At 67.1% G+C, this 16612-nt stretch carries 21 protein-coding genes; 6 read left to right on the forward strand and 15 right to left on the reverse strand.

Annotation, left to right across the window (positions count from 1 at the left end):
- Position 1 precedes the first annotated feature (1 nt).
- Together AAFL97_RS06970 and AAFL97_RS06975 are read right to left on the reverse strand one after the other, a co-directional pair.
- On the reverse strand, positions 2-331 hold the full coding sequence (locus tag AAFL97_RS06970) for a CcdB family protein (protein ID WP_341644289.1): 330 nt from the start codon (positions 329-331) through the stop codon (positions 2-4).
- Positions 328-582 carry a type II toxin-antitoxin system CcdA family antitoxin gene (locus AAFL97_RS06975; protein ID WP_341644290.1) on the reverse strand — a complete coding sequence of 85 codons (255 nt, stop codon included), beginning with the start codon at positions 580-582 and terminating at the stop codon, positions 328-330. The genes AAFL97_RS06970 and AAFL97_RS06975 overlap by 4 nt, the downstream gene beginning before the upstream one ends.
- Before the next feature lie 278 nt (positions 583-860).
- Between AAFL97_RS06975 and AAFL97_RS06980 the strand changes: the two genes are divergently transcribed.
- From AAFL97_RS06980 to AAFL97_RS07005, 6 genes are read left to right on the forward strand one after another with little or no spacing between them, the layout of a single operon-like run.
- Positions 861-2606 carry a GspE/PulE family protein gene (locus tag AAFL97_RS06980; protein WP_341644291.1) on the forward strand — a complete coding sequence of 582 codons (1746 nt, stop codon included), beginning with the start codon at positions 861-863 and terminating at the stop codon, positions 2604-2606.
- Positions 2603-3823 (forward strand): type II secretion system F family protein, encoded by a 1221-nt coding sequence (locus tag AAFL97_RS06985; RefSeq protein WP_341644292.1) that lies wholly within the window; start codon positions 2603-2605, stop codon positions 3821-3823. Before AAFL97_RS06980 ends, AAFL97_RS06985 begins: the two co-directional genes overlap by 4 nt.
- On the forward strand, positions 3820-4275 hold the full coding sequence (gspG, locus tag AAFL97_RS06990; RefSeq protein ID WP_263460051.1) for a type II secretion system major pseudopilin GspG: 456 nt from the start codon (positions 3820-3822) through the stop codon (positions 4273-4275). Before AAFL97_RS06985 ends, gspG begins: the two co-directional genes overlap by 4 nt.
- A gap of 7 nt (positions 4276-4282) precedes the next feature.
- A complete protein-coding gene (locus tag AAFL97_RS06995) occupies positions 4283-4675 on the forward strand; it encodes a prepilin-type N-terminal cleavage/methylation domain-containing protein (RefSeq protein WP_263460052.1) in 393 nt (130 codons plus the stop codon).
- 4 nt (positions 4676-4679) lie between these two features.
- Positions 4680-5060: a type II secretion system protein gene (locus AAFL97_RS07000; RefSeq protein WP_341644293.1), complete on the forward strand. Its 381-nt coding sequence runs from the start codon at positions 4680-4682 to the stop codon at positions 5058-5060.
- Entirely contained in the window at positions 5057-5698 is a 642-nt protein-coding gene (locus tag AAFL97_RS07005) for a PulJ/GspJ family protein (protein WP_341644294.1), read from the forward strand. The genes AAFL97_RS07000 and AAFL97_RS07005 overlap by 4 nt, the downstream gene beginning before the upstream one ends.
- Before the next feature lie 38 nt (positions 5699-5736).
- Here AAFL97_RS07005 and AAFL97_RS07010 read toward each other — a convergent pair whose 3' ends face one another.
- The 13 genes from AAFL97_RS07010 to eutS form a co-directional block, all read right to left on the reverse strand.
- Positions 5737-7176, reverse strand: a complete 1440-nt coding sequence (locus tag AAFL97_RS07010) for an ethanolamine ammonia-lyase reactivating factor EutA (protein WP_341644295.1) — start codon at positions 7174-7176, stop codon at positions 5737-5739.
- Between the two features lie 102 nt (positions 7177-7278).
- Positions 7279-8520, reverse strand: a complete 1242-nt coding sequence (gene eutH, locus AAFL97_RS07015; RefSeq protein ID WP_341644296.1) for an ethanolamine utilization protein EutH — start codon at positions 8518-8520, stop codon at positions 7279-7281.
- 83 nt (positions 8521-8603) lie between these two features.
- On the reverse strand, positions 8604-9851 hold the full coding sequence (locus tag AAFL97_RS07020; RefSeq protein ID WP_341644297.1) for an iron-containing alcohol dehydrogenase family protein: 1248 nt from the start codon (positions 9849-9851) through the stop codon (positions 8604-8606).
- A complete protein-coding gene (eutJ, locus tag AAFL97_RS07025) occupies positions 9848-10702 on the reverse strand; it encodes an ethanolamine utilization protein EutJ (protein WP_341644298.1) in 855 nt (284 codons plus the stop codon). The genes AAFL97_RS07020 and eutJ overlap by 4 nt, the downstream gene beginning before the upstream one ends.
- 103 nt (positions 10703-10805) lie before the next feature.
- Complete coding sequence (locus AAFL97_RS07030) at positions 10806-11249, reverse strand: hypothetical protein (RefSeq protein ID WP_341644299.1); 444 nt, start codon at positions 11247-11249, stop codon at positions 10806-10808.
- An 8-nt stretch (positions 11250-11257) separates the two neighbouring features.
- Positions 11258-12106 carry an aldehyde dehydrogenase family protein gene (locus AAFL97_RS07035; protein ID WP_341644300.1) on the reverse strand — a complete coding sequence of 283 codons (849 nt, stop codon included), beginning with the start codon at positions 12104-12106 and terminating at the stop codon, positions 11258-11260.
- Positions 12107-12198: 92 nt separating this feature from the next.
- The gene (locus AAFL97_RS07040) at positions 12199-12483 is read right to left on the reverse strand and encodes a EutN/CcmL family microcompartment protein (RefSeq protein WP_341644301.1); all 285 of its coding nucleotides are present in this window, start codon (positions 12481-12483) and stop codon (positions 12199-12201) included.
- A gap of 175 nt (positions 12484-12658) precedes the next feature.
- Positions 12659-12946 (reverse strand): ethanolamine utilization microcompartment protein EutM, encoded by a 288-nt coding sequence (gene eutM, locus AAFL97_RS07045; protein ID WP_004333389.1) that lies wholly within the window; start codon positions 12944-12946, stop codon positions 12659-12661.
- Positions 12947-12981: 35 nt separating this feature from the next.
- The gene (locus AAFL97_RS07050; RefSeq protein WP_341644302.1) at positions 12982-14028 is read right to left on the reverse strand and encodes a phosphotransacetylase; all 1047 of its coding nucleotides are present in this window, start codon (positions 14026-14028) and stop codon (positions 12982-12984) included.
- On the reverse strand, positions 14019-14852 hold the full coding sequence (gene eutT, locus AAFL97_RS07055) for an ethanolamine utilization cob(I)yrinic acid a,c-diamide adenosyltransferase EutT (protein WP_341644303.1): 834 nt from the start codon (positions 14850-14852) through the stop codon (positions 14019-14021). Before eutT ends, AAFL97_RS07050 begins: the two co-directional genes overlap by 10 nt.
- Positions 14853-14876: 24 nt before the next feature.
- Positions 14877-15674, reverse strand: a complete 798-nt coding sequence (gene eutQ, locus AAFL97_RS07060) for an ethanolamine utilization acetate kinase EutQ (protein ID WP_341644304.1) — start codon at positions 15672-15674, stop codon at positions 14877-14879.
- Positions 15658-16164 carry a EutP/PduV family microcompartment system protein gene (locus AAFL97_RS07065; protein ID WP_341644305.1) on the reverse strand — a complete coding sequence of 169 codons (507 nt, stop codon included), beginning with the start codon at positions 16162-16164 and terminating at the stop codon, positions 15658-15660. The genes eutQ and AAFL97_RS07065 overlap by 17 nt, the downstream gene beginning before the upstream one ends.
- Before the next feature lie 5 nt (positions 16165-16169).
- Positions 16170-16514 carry an ethanolamine utilization microcompartment protein EutS gene (gene eutS, locus AAFL97_RS07070; RefSeq protein WP_263460065.1) on the reverse strand — a complete coding sequence of 115 codons (345 nt, stop codon included), beginning with the start codon at positions 16512-16514 and terminating at the stop codon, positions 16170-16172.
- Between the last annotated feature and the right edge of the window lie 98 nt (positions 16515-16612).

Genomic DNA, 16612 nt, shown 5'->3' on the forward strand with positions numbered 1-16612 from the left:
GTCAGCCATAGGCCCTGGAGAAAACTTCGTCCATGGCATCGATGATGGCGTCTGCTTCGTGTGCCAACGACCCCACCTTCTTACCCAGCGAATCGATTGGTACCGACACCACTTGCAGTGTATGTAATGTCACCTGGATGCCATCGATTTCGAAAATTGGGTTCACCCGCGATGCCACCATGCCCACGTTGGCAGAGGCTTTCTCGGTTCTGGCCAGGGGAATGACGATTCGGCTTTTCCGCTCATCGAACGCCGCGGACTGCACCACGACGACGAACGGGATTGCAGCGGCATTCTTGCCGGGGTTCCGATGAACGTCGAACTGGCTCATAAAGGGGAGTGCTCCGAACCGAACGTGCCATAGCGTTCATCGAACCGGTTCCAGGCTTCAGAGACCTTTGCATAGAGTTGGCGCTTTTCTTCGCGAGCCTGAGCTTCCCTGGCAATGAATTCAGCCAGCAAGCCATCGACCGTGGCCGACAGGTTGTTCGTGTAGCGGCGGGCTTGCTCGACGGTGCTTTCGCTCAAGGTCAAGTTGACCGGGCGTTTCGTCGCTTGTGCAGCGGCTCCTGTGGATTTCATGGTTACCTCCAGTGCGCATAATATGCGCATGATACATTGGGTGTGCAATCGGATTTGAAGTTCCGCGGTTTCCCTGTGACTGCAGTGAGACATGACAGCGTGGGGGCGGGTGTGGGGAGAAGGTCGGTGGTATACCTTTGTTCATGCTTGGCGGAGTTTTCCCCCGTTCTGTGGTTTCTTTCGTCATAGACGAATGGCATGCATGCTGAGCCGTAAACAGCTATGCTCACGGTTCGAGCAACGACATGGCAATACGCGCTTCAGATGCAGGCAGAGCGATGTGGACCAAGATGAGCAGGCCATCCATCCTGGGCTTGTCCAGTCAATCCGAGGGCATATCGGACGAGACCCGACTCGTTGAGGCGCTTCAGCATCATCAGCTCATTACGGTCGAGGGCGTCGAGCGGGTGCGTGCGGCGGCGCTCGCTCGTGGCCTGGCGTTTTCCCGAGCTGCCACGCGTCTGGGTGTCGTGTCCGAGCGGGACATGGCGGGGCTGTTCGGCGAACTCCTCGGCATCGATGTCCTTGCTCGATCCGACTATCCGCGTCCGCTGGCGATCCCGGCCGCGCTGAACCCTGTCTTCCTGCGTCGGCACGGCGTGTGCCCGATCGGCGAGTCCGAAGGACGGGCCCGGCTGGCCATGGCCAATCCGATGGACGAGGTGGCGGTCGATGGAGTGCGCTTTGCGCTGGGCAAGCCGGTGGAGCGGCTGGCGGCGCTGGAGTCGGACATCGAGGAACAGTTGCAGGCCAACGCCCGCGAGGACAGTCTGCATTCGGATGCTCATGCAGGGCAGGGCGAAGCAGCGGGCAGTGGGGACGATATCGACCGGCTGTCCGATCATGATTCGGACGCGCCTGCCATACGACTGGCGCAACGTCTGTTGACGCAGGCGATGGACATGCATGCATCGGATATCCATCTCGAACCCTCGGCCGATGCGTTGGTGGTGCGCTACCGGATCGATGGCATTCTGCAGGAAGCCGAGACCTTGTCCGGCCGCTGGTCGCAAGCCCTGATCTCGCGGCTCAAGCTGATGGCGCGGCTCGACATTGCCGAAAAACGCCTGCCGCAGGATGGGCGCATCCGCTTCACGACACGGGGCGTGAGCCTCGATCTGCGCGTCGCGACTTTTCCCACGTTGCATGGCGAGTCGATGGTGCTGCGTTTGCTCGGGCAGCACTCGGTTTCGCCTGAACTGGAGCGGCTCGAACTCGACCCCTTCAGCCTGAGTGCACTTCGGACAGCGCTCGAGCGGCCCCATGGCATCGTGCTGATCACCGGCCCGACCGGTAGCGGCAAGACGACGACCCTCTATGCCGCGCTGAATGCGATCCGCAGCCCCGAGCTCAAGATCGTCACGGTGGAGGATCCCATCGAGTACACCCTGCCCGGCGTGGCGCAGCTGCAGGTGAAACCCGAGATCGGACTGACTTACGGCGCTGCGCTGCGTTCGGTGCTCCGCAACGATCCGGACGTGATCATGATCGGTGAGATCCGGGACAGCGAGACTGCCGATATCGCCATTCGCTCGGCACTGACCGGGCACTTGGTGCTTGCGACGCTGCATACCAATACCGCCGCAGGTGCCGTGACGCGCCTGTTGGACCTGGGGGTGGCGGACTATCTGCTGGCATCGACGCTGGTGTTTGCCGGCGCACAGCGCCTGGTTCGCCGACTATGTCCGGCGTGCGTCACAACGCGTTTACCGACGCCGGAGGAGCACGCGGCGATGGCTGTGGTTGCGGGAGACGATGCCGGATCCTACCGGCTGTCCATGGCGACAGGCTGCCCGACCTGCCGGGGGCGCGGCTACAGCGGGCGTATTCCGCTCTTCGAGGCGCTGGCCATCGGAACGGAAGAGCGAGGGGCGATCCGGCAGGCGCATGCGGAAGAGGTGCTGCAGCGATTGGCTCGGGAAAAGGACATCCCGGCCTTGCTGTCCATCGGATTGCGCAGGGTGCTGGCGGGAGAGACGACGCTCGATGAAGTGCTGGGCGTCATCGAGGACGGGCGGCTGTGAGACGGTTCACCGTGCGTGCGCTGACTGTCGATGGCGAAAACCGCATCCTGATACGTGAGGCGAAGGATGCGGAGGGCCTTGCCCTGGAGCTGATCGGCGAAAACCTGACGCCGCTCCGGATCACGGAGCAGGACGGCAGCATCACCGATCTGCTCAGTCGACCGGTGATGCTGAACCAGCGCATGCCGCTTCGTGACGTCGCGCTGTTTTGCGAACAGATCGGTGCGATGCTCGCCTCCGGTCTGACCGTCGAACAGGCGCTGCGCGTGGTCTCGCGCCAGGCGGGCAAGCGTCCGTCGGCGCGCCTGGCGCGCAGCCTGCTGCCTCGCATCCAGGCCGGAGCACCCCTGTCGGCTGCCTTGGGCGCCGAACCCGGCATGCCGCAATACCTGCCGCCGATGATCCGGGCAGCGGAGAGTGGCGGGGACCTGGCCGATGGGCTGGAGGCAGCAGGGCGCCACCTGCAGCGCCAGGCCGGCACACGGGCGGAGATCGGCAATGCGCTCACCTATCCTGCCATCGTGCTCGCGACCGTTCTGCTTGCGCTGGTGGTGGTGCTGACCGTGGTGATCCCGGGGTTCGAACCGATCTTCGCCGGCGAAGAGCATCGCTTGCCGGGTATGACGCGTTTCGTGCTGTGGCTGTCGGACATGGTACTGAACCACGCCCTGGCAGCGCTGCTGTGGAGCCTCGGGTTCGTCGCGGCAGGGTTCGTGCTGTATCGCCGTTCTCCATGGTTCGACACCTGGCTCGGCGCAGCAGCACGACGGCTTCCGCCTGTTCGTCTCATGGAAAGACTGAATGTTTCGCGTATGCTCGGCGTGCTCGGAATGCTCTTTCAGAGCGGCGTGGAAGCTTCGGAAGCCGTGCTGCTGACGGCACAGGCTGCCGGCTCGCGGCGTCTTCGTGTCGCACTGGAAGGTGCGTCGCGACAGCTTCGCGAGGGCAGCACGATCGGTGCGGCCCTCGAATCCATCGGGTCGATTCCCGACGAGACCTGCGCCTTGATCGAGGTGGGAGAACACACCGGCGCACTTGGTACTGCAACGCTGCGCGCCGCCCAGTTGCTGGAGCGGGATGCGTCCGAACAACTCGAACGGACGCTCGCGCTGGTCAATCCGCTCGCGATCGCGTTCCTGGGTATCGTCGTCGGCCTCGTGGTCGGCGGCGTCATGCTGGGAATACTCAGCATCAACCAACTTGCATTGAGATCATGACCGAACACCTTCATCTTTCGGCACGCCGGCACATGGGGACAAGTAGGGGCTTCACACTGCTCGAACTTCTGGTCGTGCTCGTCATCATGGGTTTGCTGACCGCCGTGGTCACGCCGCAGGTGATGAACATGTTCTCCGGCGCAAAGTCGGATACGGCGGCGCTCCAGGTGGAAACGCTGACCACCGCGCTCAATTACTACCGGGTCGACATGGGGACTTATCCGGAGATGGAACATGGGCTGCGCGCCCTTTGGGAAGCCCCGCCGGGCGCGGCCAAGTGGCGTGGGCCCTATGTGCGAAAGCAGCAGCACCTGACCGATCCGTGGGGGCGTCCGTACCGCTACCGGATGCCGGGCAAGCATGGACCGGCGGATGTCTTCTCGCTGGGTGCGGACGACAAGGAAGGCGGCAGTGGCGAAGACACCGACATCGGCAATTGGGACAGGCAATGAGCGTGGCATGACGCTGCTCGAGTTGCTGGTGGTGATCGTGCTGCTCGGTTTGCTTGCCGCCATCGGCGCCCAGGCGGTCCCGGGCGATGACCGGCGCCTGCAAGGTGTCTCGGAACGTGTCGAGCACCGTCTCAGGAAGGCCAGGTTGAGTGCGATGAGAAGCGGTGTCGCTGTGTTCGTTCCGTGTGAGTCCATGGCAAGTTCGAGGCGAGGGGAGGCCGCCAAGGCTGACCGTGATACCGGCTTCACGGTGTCCTGCATGAGCGGGGCGGGACGGGAGCGGGGCATCACCTTCTTTCCCGATGGATCTTCCAGCGGGGAGGCGATCGAATTCATGTCCGGAAGGACGCGTACCCGGATCCGTGTCGACGCGCTGACTGGCAGCCTGGCGTTCGAGTAGCACCATGCGTCGACAAGACGGATTCAGTCCTCTCGAAACCCTGATCGCCCTTGCCGTGGTGGCGCTCTTCTTTGGCGTGCTGCTGCCGCCGATCGTGACGAACCTGGAACGCATCGAAGCGGACGCCCTGAGGGCTGAGGCCTTGTTGGTCGCAGCCAATCAGCTCGAGGCCCATGTCGTCATCGCCGCCGATACGGAGGGACGCTTCGAGGGCAGCGAAGGCGCCTTGTCATGGAGGGCGACGGTCGAACAGGCTGGAACGGCAGCCAGTGCGGTCGATACCGTGAAGCCCTATGCGCTTCGTCGGGTGCAGGTCGACGTCTTCGCTCAAGGGCGTGTGCCCTTGGTGTCGCTTGAAACTTACCGTGTCGGAGTGGTTCGTTGAGCGCGCGACGCATGCGCAGCGCAGTTGGAGGCTTCACGCTTCTGGAACTGCTCATCGCCATGGTCATCGGCAGCGGGCTTGTTTACATGGCTACCGAGGTGTTGTTGCTGGTCCAGCGAGGTGTGGAGCAATCCGGGGAGGCGGCGGGGCAGGTGATGGCGGAGCAGCGCGCGATCGCGGTGATGAAAGCGGCAATATCGAACCTTGTTCCACCTGCCTCTGATACCGATGAGCGACATCGGATCGTCGCGACCGGGTCAGTCTTCGAGTTTGCCGCGATTCCGGTCGACAGCCAGGTCCACGCGGGGACGGTGAGGGCAAGAATTCTGATCGAGCCGGCAAGTGCAGGTGGGTTCGTGGTGGCATTCGAGCAACGGGGGCTGGGAGCCGTCACTTCGAGCCCGCCGCCACGGCTCATCCTTTTGAAGGATCTCACCAGTGCTTCGCTGCAGTACTCGTATCGCACCCCTCTCGGTCTTCGAACGCACGCCACGCGGCCCGAGCAGGCCCCGGAGCTGGTGACGCTGAGTTGGACCAGGGCGGAACATGAAGGGAAAAGCGGTTCGTTGTCCGTTCGACCACGACTCGATGTCGGCGCGAACTGCAGGCTCGATTTCCTGCCCTTGAGCTGCCGCTAAGGGGGAAGTTGGCGGGGCGCCTCGAATTGCCCCCTGATTCAGCCCGGGAACGCCAGCGATTTCACCGTGATCGGCACGATGTCGCCGCCCATGAAGGGCTTGCCGACGTCGATGTAGTCGCCGGGGCGGGTCTGGATCTCGTCGATGACGGCGAGCTTGCGGCCGTGCAGGCGGGGCTGCAGCAGCATGCCGAGCACTTTGCCGAGGTCCTGGCGGGCGACGACGAACAGTGCCCGTGCGGGGTCGGGATGGGCGTCGGCGAAATGCACCAGGGCGTCGACGACGCGCTCGACGTCGGCGTAGGCCACCGGCAGGTCGTCGGGCAGGCCCAGCGCATAGCCGTCCTTGGCGGGGTCGATGTCCATGCGCTTCATCGCGCTATCCCAGTCCTCGGCCAGTTGCACGGCGGTGCAGCCGGGCCACGGCCGGGCGGCGTGGACCACCGGCAGGTTGCGCACCGGCAGGTGCTGCTCGTCCACCCAGATGGTGCTGCCCGACAGCGACAGGCTGTAGGCGCCGGCGCCGATCACGGTGGCGCGCAGGGTGTGGCGCGGTTCGCGCAGCGGCAGCGCCTGCATGCCGGCGTGGCGGTGCAGGGCTTCGGCGAGGGCGGGGCCGATGTCGCCGAAGGCGCGGGCGGAGGCGATGCTCTGCGGGTCGTAGTAGCAGGCGCCGACGCCGCCGGACAGATAGACCGCGTCGTAGCGATGGCCGGGGCGCAGGCAGTCGGTCATCAGCAGCTGCTGCGCCAGCGGCGAGGGCTGGCCGACGCAGATTTCATGGATCAGGCCGGCCATGCGGTCGGCGATGCGGGTGACGGTGCCGTCGCTGACCGGCTGGCCGGCTTCCGGCAGCGGCGACAGTCCCAGTTCGGTGCAGATCGGCCGGGCCGGCGCGTGCAGGTGGCGCAGGCGGCCGTCGCTTTCGAGTTCGAGCAAGTGGCCGCCGACGTTGAGGCAGGCGGTGTCGACGACGCGGCCGGCTTCGAACACCGCGTAGTTGGAGGTGCCGCCGCCGATGTCGATGTTGAGCACGCGGCAGGTGTTGGTGCGCGAATGTTCGGCGGCGCCCGAGCCCTGGCCGGCGATCACCGATTCCAGATGCGGGCCGGCGGTGGCGACGATGAAGTCGCCGAGCTGTTCGGCCAGCCCCATCACCGCCTGGCGGGCGTTGCGCGCCTTGGAGGTTTCGCCGGTGATGATGATGGCGCCGGACTTGACCTGCTCGGTGTCGAGCCCGGCGGCGGCGTACTGCGACATGATGAAGCGGCGCAGCGTGTCCTCATGCACATGGCCTTCGAAGTCGATCGGCGTGGGGATCGCCGGGCTGACGTAGAGGATGTCGCGGCGCGAGAACTCGTAGTTCGGCACCTGCGAGGCGGCGGCGCGGTTGACCACTTCGAGGCGCGAGAAGATCACCTGCGACGTCGTCGTGCCGATGTCGATGCCGACGCTGTGGATCTGCCAGGATTCAGCCATGACGCGGATCCCCTGTGCTTGTGCCCCCGCTCCCCGGGAGGGAGGGCCGGCCGAGGGCCGGGGAGCGGGGGCGCTTCGCGGGCACAGCAGCAGACGGAAGCTTCATGCAGTCGCCTTGGCGGCGACGGCGGGGGCGACGCTCGGCTTGGGCGCGATCATCATCGCGACGAACACCGCGGCGACGCCGCCGACCAGCTTGCCGACGATCATCGGGAAGATCATCGGCGAGGCCACGGCGGCGACGAAGCCGAGGTGGTCGCCGAGGGCGAAGGCAGCGGATACCGCGAAGGCGATGTTGAGCACCTTGCCGCGGTCGTCCATCTTGTTGAGCATCACGAACATCGGGATGTTGTTGGCCAGCGTCGCCACCATGCCGGCGGCGGCGGTGTCGTTCATCTTCAGCAGGCTGCCCACCTTGGCCAGCGAGCTGCCGAACCAGCGCGTCAGCAGGAACACCATCGGGTAGGCGCCGAGCAGCACCGCGGCGATCTTGCCGATGGTCTCGATGCCGCGCAGGTCCTCGCCCGGCACGTCGCCCGGCACCATGAAGATCGGGTCCATGCCGGGAATCAGGGTCAGGCCGATCTGGTCCTGCAGTACCGCGGCGGCCAGCCCCAGCGTGATGACCGCGACCAGGATCTTGGCGAAGACCTGGAAGCCGGCGATCATCTTCTCGGGAATGAACTTCAGGCCCAGCGCCACCGCCACCGCGAACAGGGTCACCGGCGTCAGGTTGGACAGGATCATGCCGAAGGTGAAATCCACCTGCTGTCCGTCGATGATCACGTTGGAGGCCATCGCCACCAAGCCGCCGGCGATGCAGCCGAGCGGGATCGCGACGATGCCGGCGAGCACGCCCATGGCGAGGAAGCGGCGGTCTTCCTTGTCGATGATGCCCAGTCCGACCGGGATCGAGAACACGATGGTCGGCCCCATCATCGAGCCGAGGATCACACCGGCGTACATCCAGGCCGCGGTGTCGCCGCCGGACAGCTCGCGCGCCAGCGGAAAGCCGCCCATGTCCAGCGCCAGCAGCGTGGTGGCGAACATCGCCGGGTTGGCGCCGAGCGCCTCGTACAGCGGAATCACGATGGGGCCGAGCATCCGTGCCAGCACCGGCGCCAGTGCCATCACCCCGACCATCGCCAGGCCGAGCGCGCCCATCGCCATGAAGCCTTCCTCGAACTGCTTGCCCGAGCCGCTGATGGAACGGCCCAGGCCGCCGAGGCCGATCTTGCCCAGCACTTTCTCGGCGCCGTCGAACTGATCCATCATCCGGTCCAGTGCGGCGATCGCCATGAAGCTCATCATGATCCACATGATGATGACGTTGATCTTGTCCATGATGCTCGTTTCCTCTTGCGCCAGATGCTCGTCGAATCACCGCGCCAGCGCGTGCCCGGTGCTCCGCTGTTTATCGTTTTCCGTCAGCCGGCCGGCTGGCTCGTGCGCCAGTCGGTGGCGCACTGGCGGGCGTGGGCATGGCGATAGACCTCCACCACCTGCGCGCGCGACACGCTGCGCGGATTGGTGACCAGGCTGGGGTCGAGCAGCGCGGCGTCGGCGAAACGCTCGTAGTCCCCGTCCCGGCCGCCGGCCTCGCGCAGGTTGAGCGGCAGCCCCAGTTCCGCGATCAACTGCTGCACGTGCTCGATGGTCTGCGCCGCATCCAGCAGGCGGCCGCTGAGGGCGTGGCCGATCTCGGCGAGGTCGCGCTTGCACACCAACTGGTTGAAGCCCATCACCGACGGCAGCAGGATGGCGTTGGCGATGCCGTGCGGGATGCCGTAGGCGGGGCCGATCTGGTGCGCCATCGCATGGCACAGCCCCAGGCCGGCATTGGAGAAGGAGACGCCGGCCATGTAGGACGCCAGCATCATCGATTCGCGTGCCTCGATGTTCTGGCCCTGGCCCACCGCGATCGGCAGCGCCTCGCCGATCAGCGTCATCGCGCGGTAGGCGAGCGCCTTGGTCAGCGGCGTGGCGTGGATGGCGACATAGGCCTCGATGGCGTGGGTGAGGGCGTCGACGCCGACGGCGGCGGTGAAGTGCGGCGGTGTGCCCAGCGTCAGGCAGGCGTCGATCACCGCCAGGTCCGGAATCATGTCCGGGTGGATGATGAGGTGCTTGACGTGTTCGCCGCCGTCCGTATCGGTGACGACGGTGGCATTGGTCGCCTCGGAGCCGGTGCCGGCGGTGGTCGGTACCGCGATCAGCGGCGCGCGGCGGACGGCGATGCGCGCCGGCTCGTCGGCCATCGCGCGCACGCTGAGGCCGGGGTTGGCGGCCAGCACCACCGCGGCCTTGGCGGCGTCGAGGATGGAGCCGCCGCCGAAGGCGATGACGCCGTCGAAGCGGGTCTCGCGCATCGCCTCGGCCATGGCTTCGACCAGCGTGGTGTCCGGCTCGCGCGGTGCCTGGCGATAGACGATGTGCTCCAGTCCGCAAGCTTGCAGCGAGCGGTACATGCCGTCGGCGAGGCCGAGCTTTTCCAGGCTCTCGTCGATGGCGATGAAGACCCGGCTCATGCCGCGCGCGGCAATGGCCTGGCCGATGCGGGCGATGCTGCCGGGGCCGATGAAGGTGCTCGGCGGTACCGAGAATTCGCGTACCGAGCGGGCGTTGATCAGGTCGATGGCCTGATAGACGACGGTGCTGACGTCTTCGTGGTTCATGCCTGGACCTCGGCGTACGCGCCGGCCAGGCCGTGGGCGGCGATGGCGAGCGGAGTGAGGAACAGCGGCGGCTGCGGCAGGATCACCTCCAGCTGCGGAAAGCGCTGGGCGAACAATTCGCGCACGCCGGGCATGGCGCATGAGCCGCCGGACAGGTAGAGGGTATCGACTTGCCAGCCTTGCAGGTGGGTGTCGACGATGTGGGCCATCTTGTCGAACACCGGCCGCACGATGGGCCACAGCGTGGCGTTGTCTTTGCCGCGCTTGAGCATCTCGGCTTCGGCCAGCGGCAGATTGCGCGAACCGGCCAGGGTCAGGCTGACGTGATGGCCGCCGGTCGGCTCGTCGCCGGAATAGACGATGCGCCCGTCGCGCACCACCGCCACGCCGGTGGTGCCGCCGCCGATGTCGACCACCGCGGCCTTGTCGAGCCGCAGCAGCGCGGCGACCGCCGACGGTTCGTCGATGACGCCGGAGACTTCCAGCCCCGCGGCTTCGATGACGTTCACCGAAATGCGCGGGTCGGTGCCGGGCGGGTAGGAGGTGGTGGCCTGCTTCGGCAGCCGCTCGCCGAACAGCGTGCCGAGCGATTCGAGCTGCCGGCGCACGATCTGCACCGCGCCGAAGAAATCCCACACCACGCCGTCGCGCACCACGTCGGCCCAGTCCAGCCGCGCGGCCACGGGCCGGCCCTCGCCGTCGAGCACCATCGTCACCACGCAACTGGTGCCGAGGTCGATGCCGAGGTGCAGCGGCGCATCCGGCGCCAGGCCGGCGGCCGCGGCACCGCTGGCCGCCAGTGCGGCGGCCTGGGCGAGGCGGGGTTCGAGCCAGTCGGCGATGCTGCGCATGATGGGCCTCAGATGATGCGGAAGTGATCCACCATCACGCAGCGGCGCAGGCGCACGAAGGTGCGTGCGCTGGTCACGCCTTCGCCGGTCGGGGTGGAGATCGTCATCGTCGTCCAGCCTTCACCGCCGAAGCCGAGGCCGGCCAGGCAGGGGCCGTTCTTGACGAAGATGCTGGTGTTGATGGCGTTGGCCATGCGGTCGAGCGCGTCGATGTTGCGCGAGTGCATCGCCGCGGTGTGGCGGCAATTGCCTTCGAGCTTCCTGCGAGGTCGATCGCGGCATCGACGTCCGGCGCGCGGATGACCGGAATCACCGGCATCATCAGCTCGGTGACGGCGAAGGGGTGGTCGGCATCGGTTTCGACGAACAGCAGGCGGGTGTCGGCCGGCACGTCGAGGCCGATGGCGGCGGCGATCTTGGCCGCGTCGCGGCCCACCCAGTCGCGGCTGACGCTGCCGCGTCCGTCCGGGCCGACCTTGGTGAGCAGGATGTCGACCAGGCGCCCGGCCTGGTCGGGCGTCAGCTCCACCGCCTTGTGGCGCGCCATCTCGGTCTTCAGCGCGTCGCAGACGCGATCGACGACGATGATCTCCTTCTCGTCGGCGCAGATGATGTTGTTGTCGAAGGACGCCCCCAGACGATGTCGCGCGCGGCGCGGGCGATGTCGGCGGTTTCGTCCACCACCACCGGCGGATTGCCGGCGCCGGCGGCGATCAGGCGCTTGTCGGTGTGCTTGCGCGCGGCCTCGACCACCGCCTCGCCGCCGGTCACGGTCAGCAGGTTGATGCCCGGGTAGCTGAACAGCCGCTGCGCGGTGGCGATGTCGGGCTCGAGCACGGTGGTGACGATGTTGTCCGGGCCGCCGGCGGCGACCGAGGCTTCGTTGATCAGCGACACCGCGCGCTGCGAGACTTTCTTCGCCGCCGGGTGGGGGGCGAAGACCACCGCGTTGCCGGCGGCGATCATGCTGATAGCGTTGTTGATGACGGTCGCCGCGGGGTTGGTCGAAGGCGTCACCGAGGCGATCACGCCCCAGGCGGCATTCTCGATCAGGGTCAGGCCGCGGTCGCCGGTCAGCACCATCGGCGACAGGCATTCGACGCCCGGCGTGTGTCGTGCCTGGGAGATGTTCTTGGCGATCTTGTCCTCGACCCGGCCCATGCCGGTCTCGGCCACCGCCAGTTCGGCCAGTTCGCGCGCATGCTCCTCGCAGACCTTGCGGATCGCCTCGATGACCCGGGTGCGCACCGCCAGCGTGCGGATGCCTTTCTGCGCCAGGCTGGCTTCGGCCACCGCGTCGTCCAGTTCGGCGAACACGCCCGGCGCGACGCGGCGCGCGGCGGCCGGCGCCGCCTGGGTCTGTGTCTGCATGGATGCCAGTACCGTGCGAACGATCTGTTCCACGTCTTTCAGGTTGATATCCACCGTGCGCTCCCGTTTTCATCCATGTCGCGCCGCCATGCCGGCTGCGCGGCTTCGTTCGTGTTCCGGCCTGCCTATTTGTGGAAGGTGAGCTTGCCGCTCAGCACCACTTCATCGACGATGCCGACCACGCTCAGGTCGGTCGGCGCGTCGTTGGAAATCGTCTTGCGCGCCGAACTGCCCTGGACCACCAGCACCCATTCGCCGTCGCCGGCGCCGATGCTGTCGGTGGCGACACAGGGGCTGCCCTTGCGCTCGCCTTCGGGGCCGATGAAGTCCACCAGCAGCAGGCGCTGCTGTTCGAAGCCGGCGTGCTTCACCGTCGAAACCACTTGTCCGAGTACGATTGCCAGTTCCATGTGTTCACCGCCGTGTCTGTTCAGCGTCGGGGCCATTTTCTTCATTGCGCGGGCGTGCCGGTGCCGTGGCGCCGCAGCCGTCGCATGTCCTGCAGGGATCGGTCACCGGCCGCCAGCCCACGCGGGGCAGGGCGGCCGGGCCGTCCGGTCGAGTCGAGCCGAACCGTCCGGCCGCTCAGTCCAGCCCGCTTTCCATCTTGATCGGGAAGACTTCTTCCAGATCGCCGTGCGGGCGCGGAATGACGTGCACCGAGACGAGCTCGCCGATGCGTTGCGCAGCGGCCGCGCCGGCGTCGGTCGCTGCCTTGCAGGCGGCGACGTCGCCGCGCACCATCGCGGTGACGAAACCGCCGCCGATCTGCTTGACGCCGACCAGCTTGACGCGCGCGGCCTTGACCATCGCGTCGGAGGCTTCGATCAGGGCAACCAGGCCTTTCGTTTCGATCAGTCCCAGGGCTTCCATTTTGACTACTCCTTAAAAAGTCCCCTCCTGGGGAATCATGGTGAGACGGTGACGGCGCGCGGCGCCGATGGCGTAGCGGCCGGTACGGCATTGCCGCCGGCCATCATCGCGGCCAGCAGGCAGGTTTCGACGATGTCCTCGCTGCTGCAGCCGCGCGACAGGTCGTGCATGGGCTGGGCGAGGCCTTGCAGCATCGGCCCGAGCGCGCTGTAGCCGCCCAGGCGCTGGGCGATCTTGTAGCCGATGTTGCCGGCCTCCAGCGACGGGAACACCAGTACGTTGGCGCGGCCCTGCAGCGGGCTGTCCGGTACCTTCAGCGCCGCGACGGCGGGCACGATGGCGGCGTCGAACTGCAGGTCGCCGTCGATCAGCAATTCGGGCTGGCGCTGGCGTACCAGCGCGGTGGCTTCGCGCACCGCGTCGACCGCCGGATGGCGGGCGCTGCCGTGGCTGGAGAAGGACAGCATGGCGACCGCGGCGCGTTCGCCGGTGACGTTCTCGTAGCTCGCCGCCGAGGCGATGGCGATGTCGGCCAGTTGTGTCGGCTCGGGTTGCGGCACCACGCCGCAGTCGGCAAAGCCGAGGATGCGGCTGTCGCTGCCGCAGGCTTCGGCCGGCGGGATCATGAAGAAGATCGACGACACCGTGGTATTGCCCGGCGCCAGGCCGAGCACGCGGATCGCAGCGCGCAGCACGCTGGCGGTGGAGGACAGGTTGCCGCCGATGCACAGCTCGGCGTCGCCGCTCGCCAGCATCGCGGCGGCGAACCACAGCGGCTCGGACAGGCGGGCGGCGATTTCTTCCTGCGAAGCCTTGGGCATGCGCGCCTGCAGCAGTTCGGCATAGGCGTGGCGCACGCCGGCGCGCGCCGGGTCGAGCAGCGACAGCGAACCCTGGCCGAGGCCTTTCTCCAGGCACAGTGCGCGCAGCTCGAAGGGGTTGGCGAGCAGCGTCGGCCTGGCCCAGCCGCGCGCCTGCAGGTGGCGGGCGGCTTCGATGGCGCGCGCATCCAGCGCATCGGGGAAGACGACGCGCGGCGGCCGTTGCCGGGCGGCTTCCGCACAGCGGCGCATCAGCTCCATGCCGCCTCCTTCACCGCGAGGCCGCGATCGAGCATCAGGGCGACGATCATCAGCACATACACCGCGCTGCTGAGGCGGTTCAGCCCTTCGAGGATGTCCGGGCGGGCGATGCTGAAGTCGCCGCCGATGTACAGGCGCGCGGCGACCAGTTCGACCTTGCGGATCGCGGTGCGCAGCATGTTCAGGCGTGCGGCGGTGAGGCCGTGCTCGACGTCGGGCACGATGTGGTCGTAGCCGAGGTGCTTGAGCGGCGCGTGCGACATGCGGTGGATGGCTTCGGCGTCGAAGTCGCCCATGTGCACCGGGTGCAGGGCGTCGCCGGTGGCTTCGGCGCGCAGCACGTTGCCGAGGCCGGAGCGGACGTCGGCCAGCCAGGGCGTGATGCGGCGCGAGGGCTTGTCGCTGCCGGCCAGCTCGGCCTGGATCCACACCGCGCAGGCGATCGCATCGTCGATCTGGCCGCGCAGGTGGATGCGCGGGTCGTTCTTCGACACCAGGGTGTCGGCGTTCAGGTGGGTCAGCGTATCCGGTTTCTTGTCGACCGCCTGCCGGCACAGCACGCAGTGCATGGCGTGGGCATGGTCGCTGCCGGTCAGCGGGTGCACCCGCCTGCGTTCGTCGGCGCTGCCTTTGCCGCGGGCCGCCGTGGGATCATTGACGAAGACCTGGCCGGAGGCATCGACGTACTTCACCCGCAGATGGCGCTCGCTGATCAGCGATTGCGCCGCCGGCGTCAGGCAGGCGCCCGCCGGCAGATGCAGCTCGGTGCCGTCGGCCAGGGTGTTGCGCTCGCGCAGCCAGGTTTCGGTGATGTAGGTTGCCATGATGACGACCCGCCGTGCTCCGCTTCAGAGCTCCGACCAGTTGGCCGGATGGGCGACGTACAGGAAGCGCACTTCGGTGGGCGTGCCGAACTCGATCGCCGAACCCTTGGGAATGAAGATCACGTCGCCGGGCTTGCCGACCACGGTCTGGCCGTTGCAGCGGATGTGAAGCTCGCCTTCGAGCACCAGATCGACCTCGTCGTAGTTCAGCGTCCATGGGAAGAAGCAGCGGTTCCAGCTCATGAAGCCGGCGGCCATCGAGCTGCCGTCGGCGCTGGTGACGACGTCGGCGATGCCGACATGGCTGTCCTCGCCGGCGCCATCGAACAGGCCCATGCGCACCGAATCGCCCTTCACCGCCTTGATGCCCCCGGCAATGGTGCGGGACTCGTAGGGCAGCGCTGCGTCCTGCGCAGAGGGGGCGGGCTTGGGCGGCGCATTGACCGCGAGCGTGGCGGCCTGGCGCGCCTGCTGCTCCTGCGCGACCTTGCTGACCAGCTGGTCGACCACGCCGTCGGGCACCAGGCCTGCCGGCAGACGGGCCTGCACCGCCTTGCGGATCTCGGCGAGCGCTTCCGCCGGCAGGGCGGCGGCTGCAGCCGGCTTGGCTGCGGCCGCCGCAGGCATGGCTGGCGTCGGCGGGGCGCCGCAGTGCGGTGCGGCGTCGGCTTTCGCTTCGCCCTCGCGGATCAGAACGCCCAGCGCCTCGGCGACCGTCCGTGCTTCGGGCGTGACGATATGTCCATTGCGCGTCACGGTGATCTCGCGCTTCCCGGCGGCGTGCTCACTGCGCACCACTTCGGCACTAATGAGTTGCTTCATGATCGTCCTGCCTTTCCTGTTCGAACAGATGGCGTTTGAAGGGCACGAGGGTTTCGGGCCTGAACACCGAGACCCGGAAGATCGGTGCGCTGAAGCCGCCGGCGCGCAGCAGGGCCTCGACGCGCTGCGGATCGGCGTCGGGCAGGTCGATCTTGGTGATCGCCGCCATCAGGCGCTTGTCGGCATTGACTTCGAGCAGGCCGGGCGGCAGCCGGTAGTCGAAATCGGTTGCGCCATGCACATAGACGACGCTGCGGGCGTCGGAGACGGTGTTGATCAGCGCGTGGTGCAGGCGCGGGTGGCTGAAGAACTCGCCCGGCGTATCGACGATGCCGTTCTCGTAGTCGAGCGCCTGCGTCTTCATCGCCGCGCCTCCGCGGCCGATCAGCGCATTGAACAGCGTGGTCTTGCCTGCCGCGACCGGGCCGACCAGCACGAAGCGGCTGGGATCGTAGGGGGAAGGGGGTGGTGAAGGCGGACGGGTCATCATGCGCCTCAGGTCCGGGTGATGCTGCAGACGGCGTAGTCGAGCACGCGCTGCAGCACGCCGAGGGTTTCCTGCAGCGCCTCGCCGACGGCGCCAACCGAGCCGCAGATCACCAAGGCGCCGCTGAAGCGGTCGAGAAAGCCGATATGGACCGCCGCCGCCTTGGTGGCGATGTCGCCGGCGATGATCGCGGTCTCGCCCGGGGTCAGGGTCAGGATGCCGATCGCCTCGGCGCCGGAGACGCCGATCTTGTGCGCCAGTTCTTCGGTGGGATGCGCGATCAGGTGTGCCAGCGTGACCTGCTTGCCGGGCACGAACTCCTGGATGATGCGTTCTTTGTCGTCGAATTTCATGGCTTCCGTCGGCCTGCTCCGTTATCGCAGCGGGCGGCGCCCCGGCGAAGGGGGCCGCTCCAGGAACGTCGGCTGAACACTTCGCACTACATGGCTGC

Source organism: Thauera sp. SDU_THAU2 (assembly GCF_038260575.1).
Taxonomy (GTDB): Bacteria; Pseudomonadota; Gammaproteobacteria; order Burkholderiales; family Rhodocyclaceae; genus Thauera.

Bases quoted from the DNA above. Each gene is read 5' to 3' on its own strand.
- AAFL97_RS07010 (WP_341644295.1), bottom strand. From the start codon at position 7,176: ATGGCTGAATCCTGGCAGATCCACAGCGTCGGCATCGACATCGGCACG.
- AAFL97_RS06980 (WP_341644291.1), top strand. From the start codon at position 861: ATGTGGACCAAGATGAGCAGGCCATCCATCCTGGGCTTGTCCAGTCAA.
- AAFL97_RS07050 (WP_341644302.1), bottom strand. From the start codon at position 14,028: ATGGAGCTGATGCGCCGCTGTGCGGAAGCCGCCCGGCAACGGCCGCCG.
- AAFL97_RS06975 (WP_341644290.1), bottom strand. From the start codon at position 582: ATGAAATCCACAGGAGCCGCTGCACAAGCGACGAAACGCCCGGTCAAC.
- AAFL97_RS07020 (WP_341644297.1), bottom strand. From the start codon at position 9,851: ATGAACCACGAAGACGTCAGCACCGTCGTCTATCAGGCCATCGACCTG.
- AAFL97_RS07065 (WP_341644305.1), bottom strand. From the start codon at position 16,164: ATGATGACCCGTCCGCCTTCACCACCCCCTTCCCCCTACGATCCCAGC.
- AAFL97_RS07030 (WP_341644299.1), bottom strand. From the start codon at position 11,249: ATGGCGCGCCACAAGGCGGTGGAGCTGACGCCCGACCAGGCCGGGCGC.
- eutT (WP_341644303.1), bottom strand. From the start codon at position 14,852: ATGGCAACCTACATCACCGAAACCTGGCTGCGCGAGCGCAACACCCTG.
- eutS (WP_263460065.1), bottom strand. From the start codon at position 16,514: ATGAAATTCGACGACAAAGAACGCATCATCCAGGAGTTCGTGCCCGGC.
- gspG (WP_263460051.1), top strand. From the start codon at position 3,820: ATGACCGAACACCTTCATCTTTCGGCACGCCGGCACATGGGGACAAGT.
- eutQ (WP_341644304.1), bottom strand. From the start codon at position 15,674: ATGAAGCAACTCATTAGTGCCGAAGTGGTGCGCAGTGAGCACGCCGCC.
- eutM (WP_004333389.1), bottom strand. From the start codon at position 12,946: ATGGAAGCCCTGGGACTGATCGAAACGAAAGGCCTGGTTGCCCTGATC.
- AAFL97_RS07000 (WP_341644293.1), top strand. From the start codon at position 4,680: ATGCGTCGACAAGACGGATTCAGTCCTCTCGAAACCCTGATCGCCCTT.
- AAFL97_RS07040 (WP_341644301.1), bottom strand. From the start codon at position 12,483: ATGGAACTGGCAATCGTACTCGGACAAGTGGTTTCGACGGTGAAGCAC.
- eutH (WP_341644296.1), bottom strand. From the start codon at position 8,520: ATGGACAAGATCAACGTCATCATCATGTGGATCATGATGAGCTTCATG.
- AAFL97_RS06970 (WP_341644289.1), bottom strand. From the start codon at position 331: ATGAGCCAGTTCGACGTTCATCGGAACCCCGGCAAGAATGCCGCTGCA.
- AAFL97_RS06995 (WP_263460052.1), top strand. From the start codon at position 4,283: ATGACGCTGCTCGAGTTGCTGGTGGTGATCGTGCTGCTCGGTTTGCTT.
- eutJ (WP_341644298.1), bottom strand. From the start codon at position 10,702: ATGCGCAGCATCGCCGACTGGCTCGAACCCCGCCTCGCCCAGGCCGCC.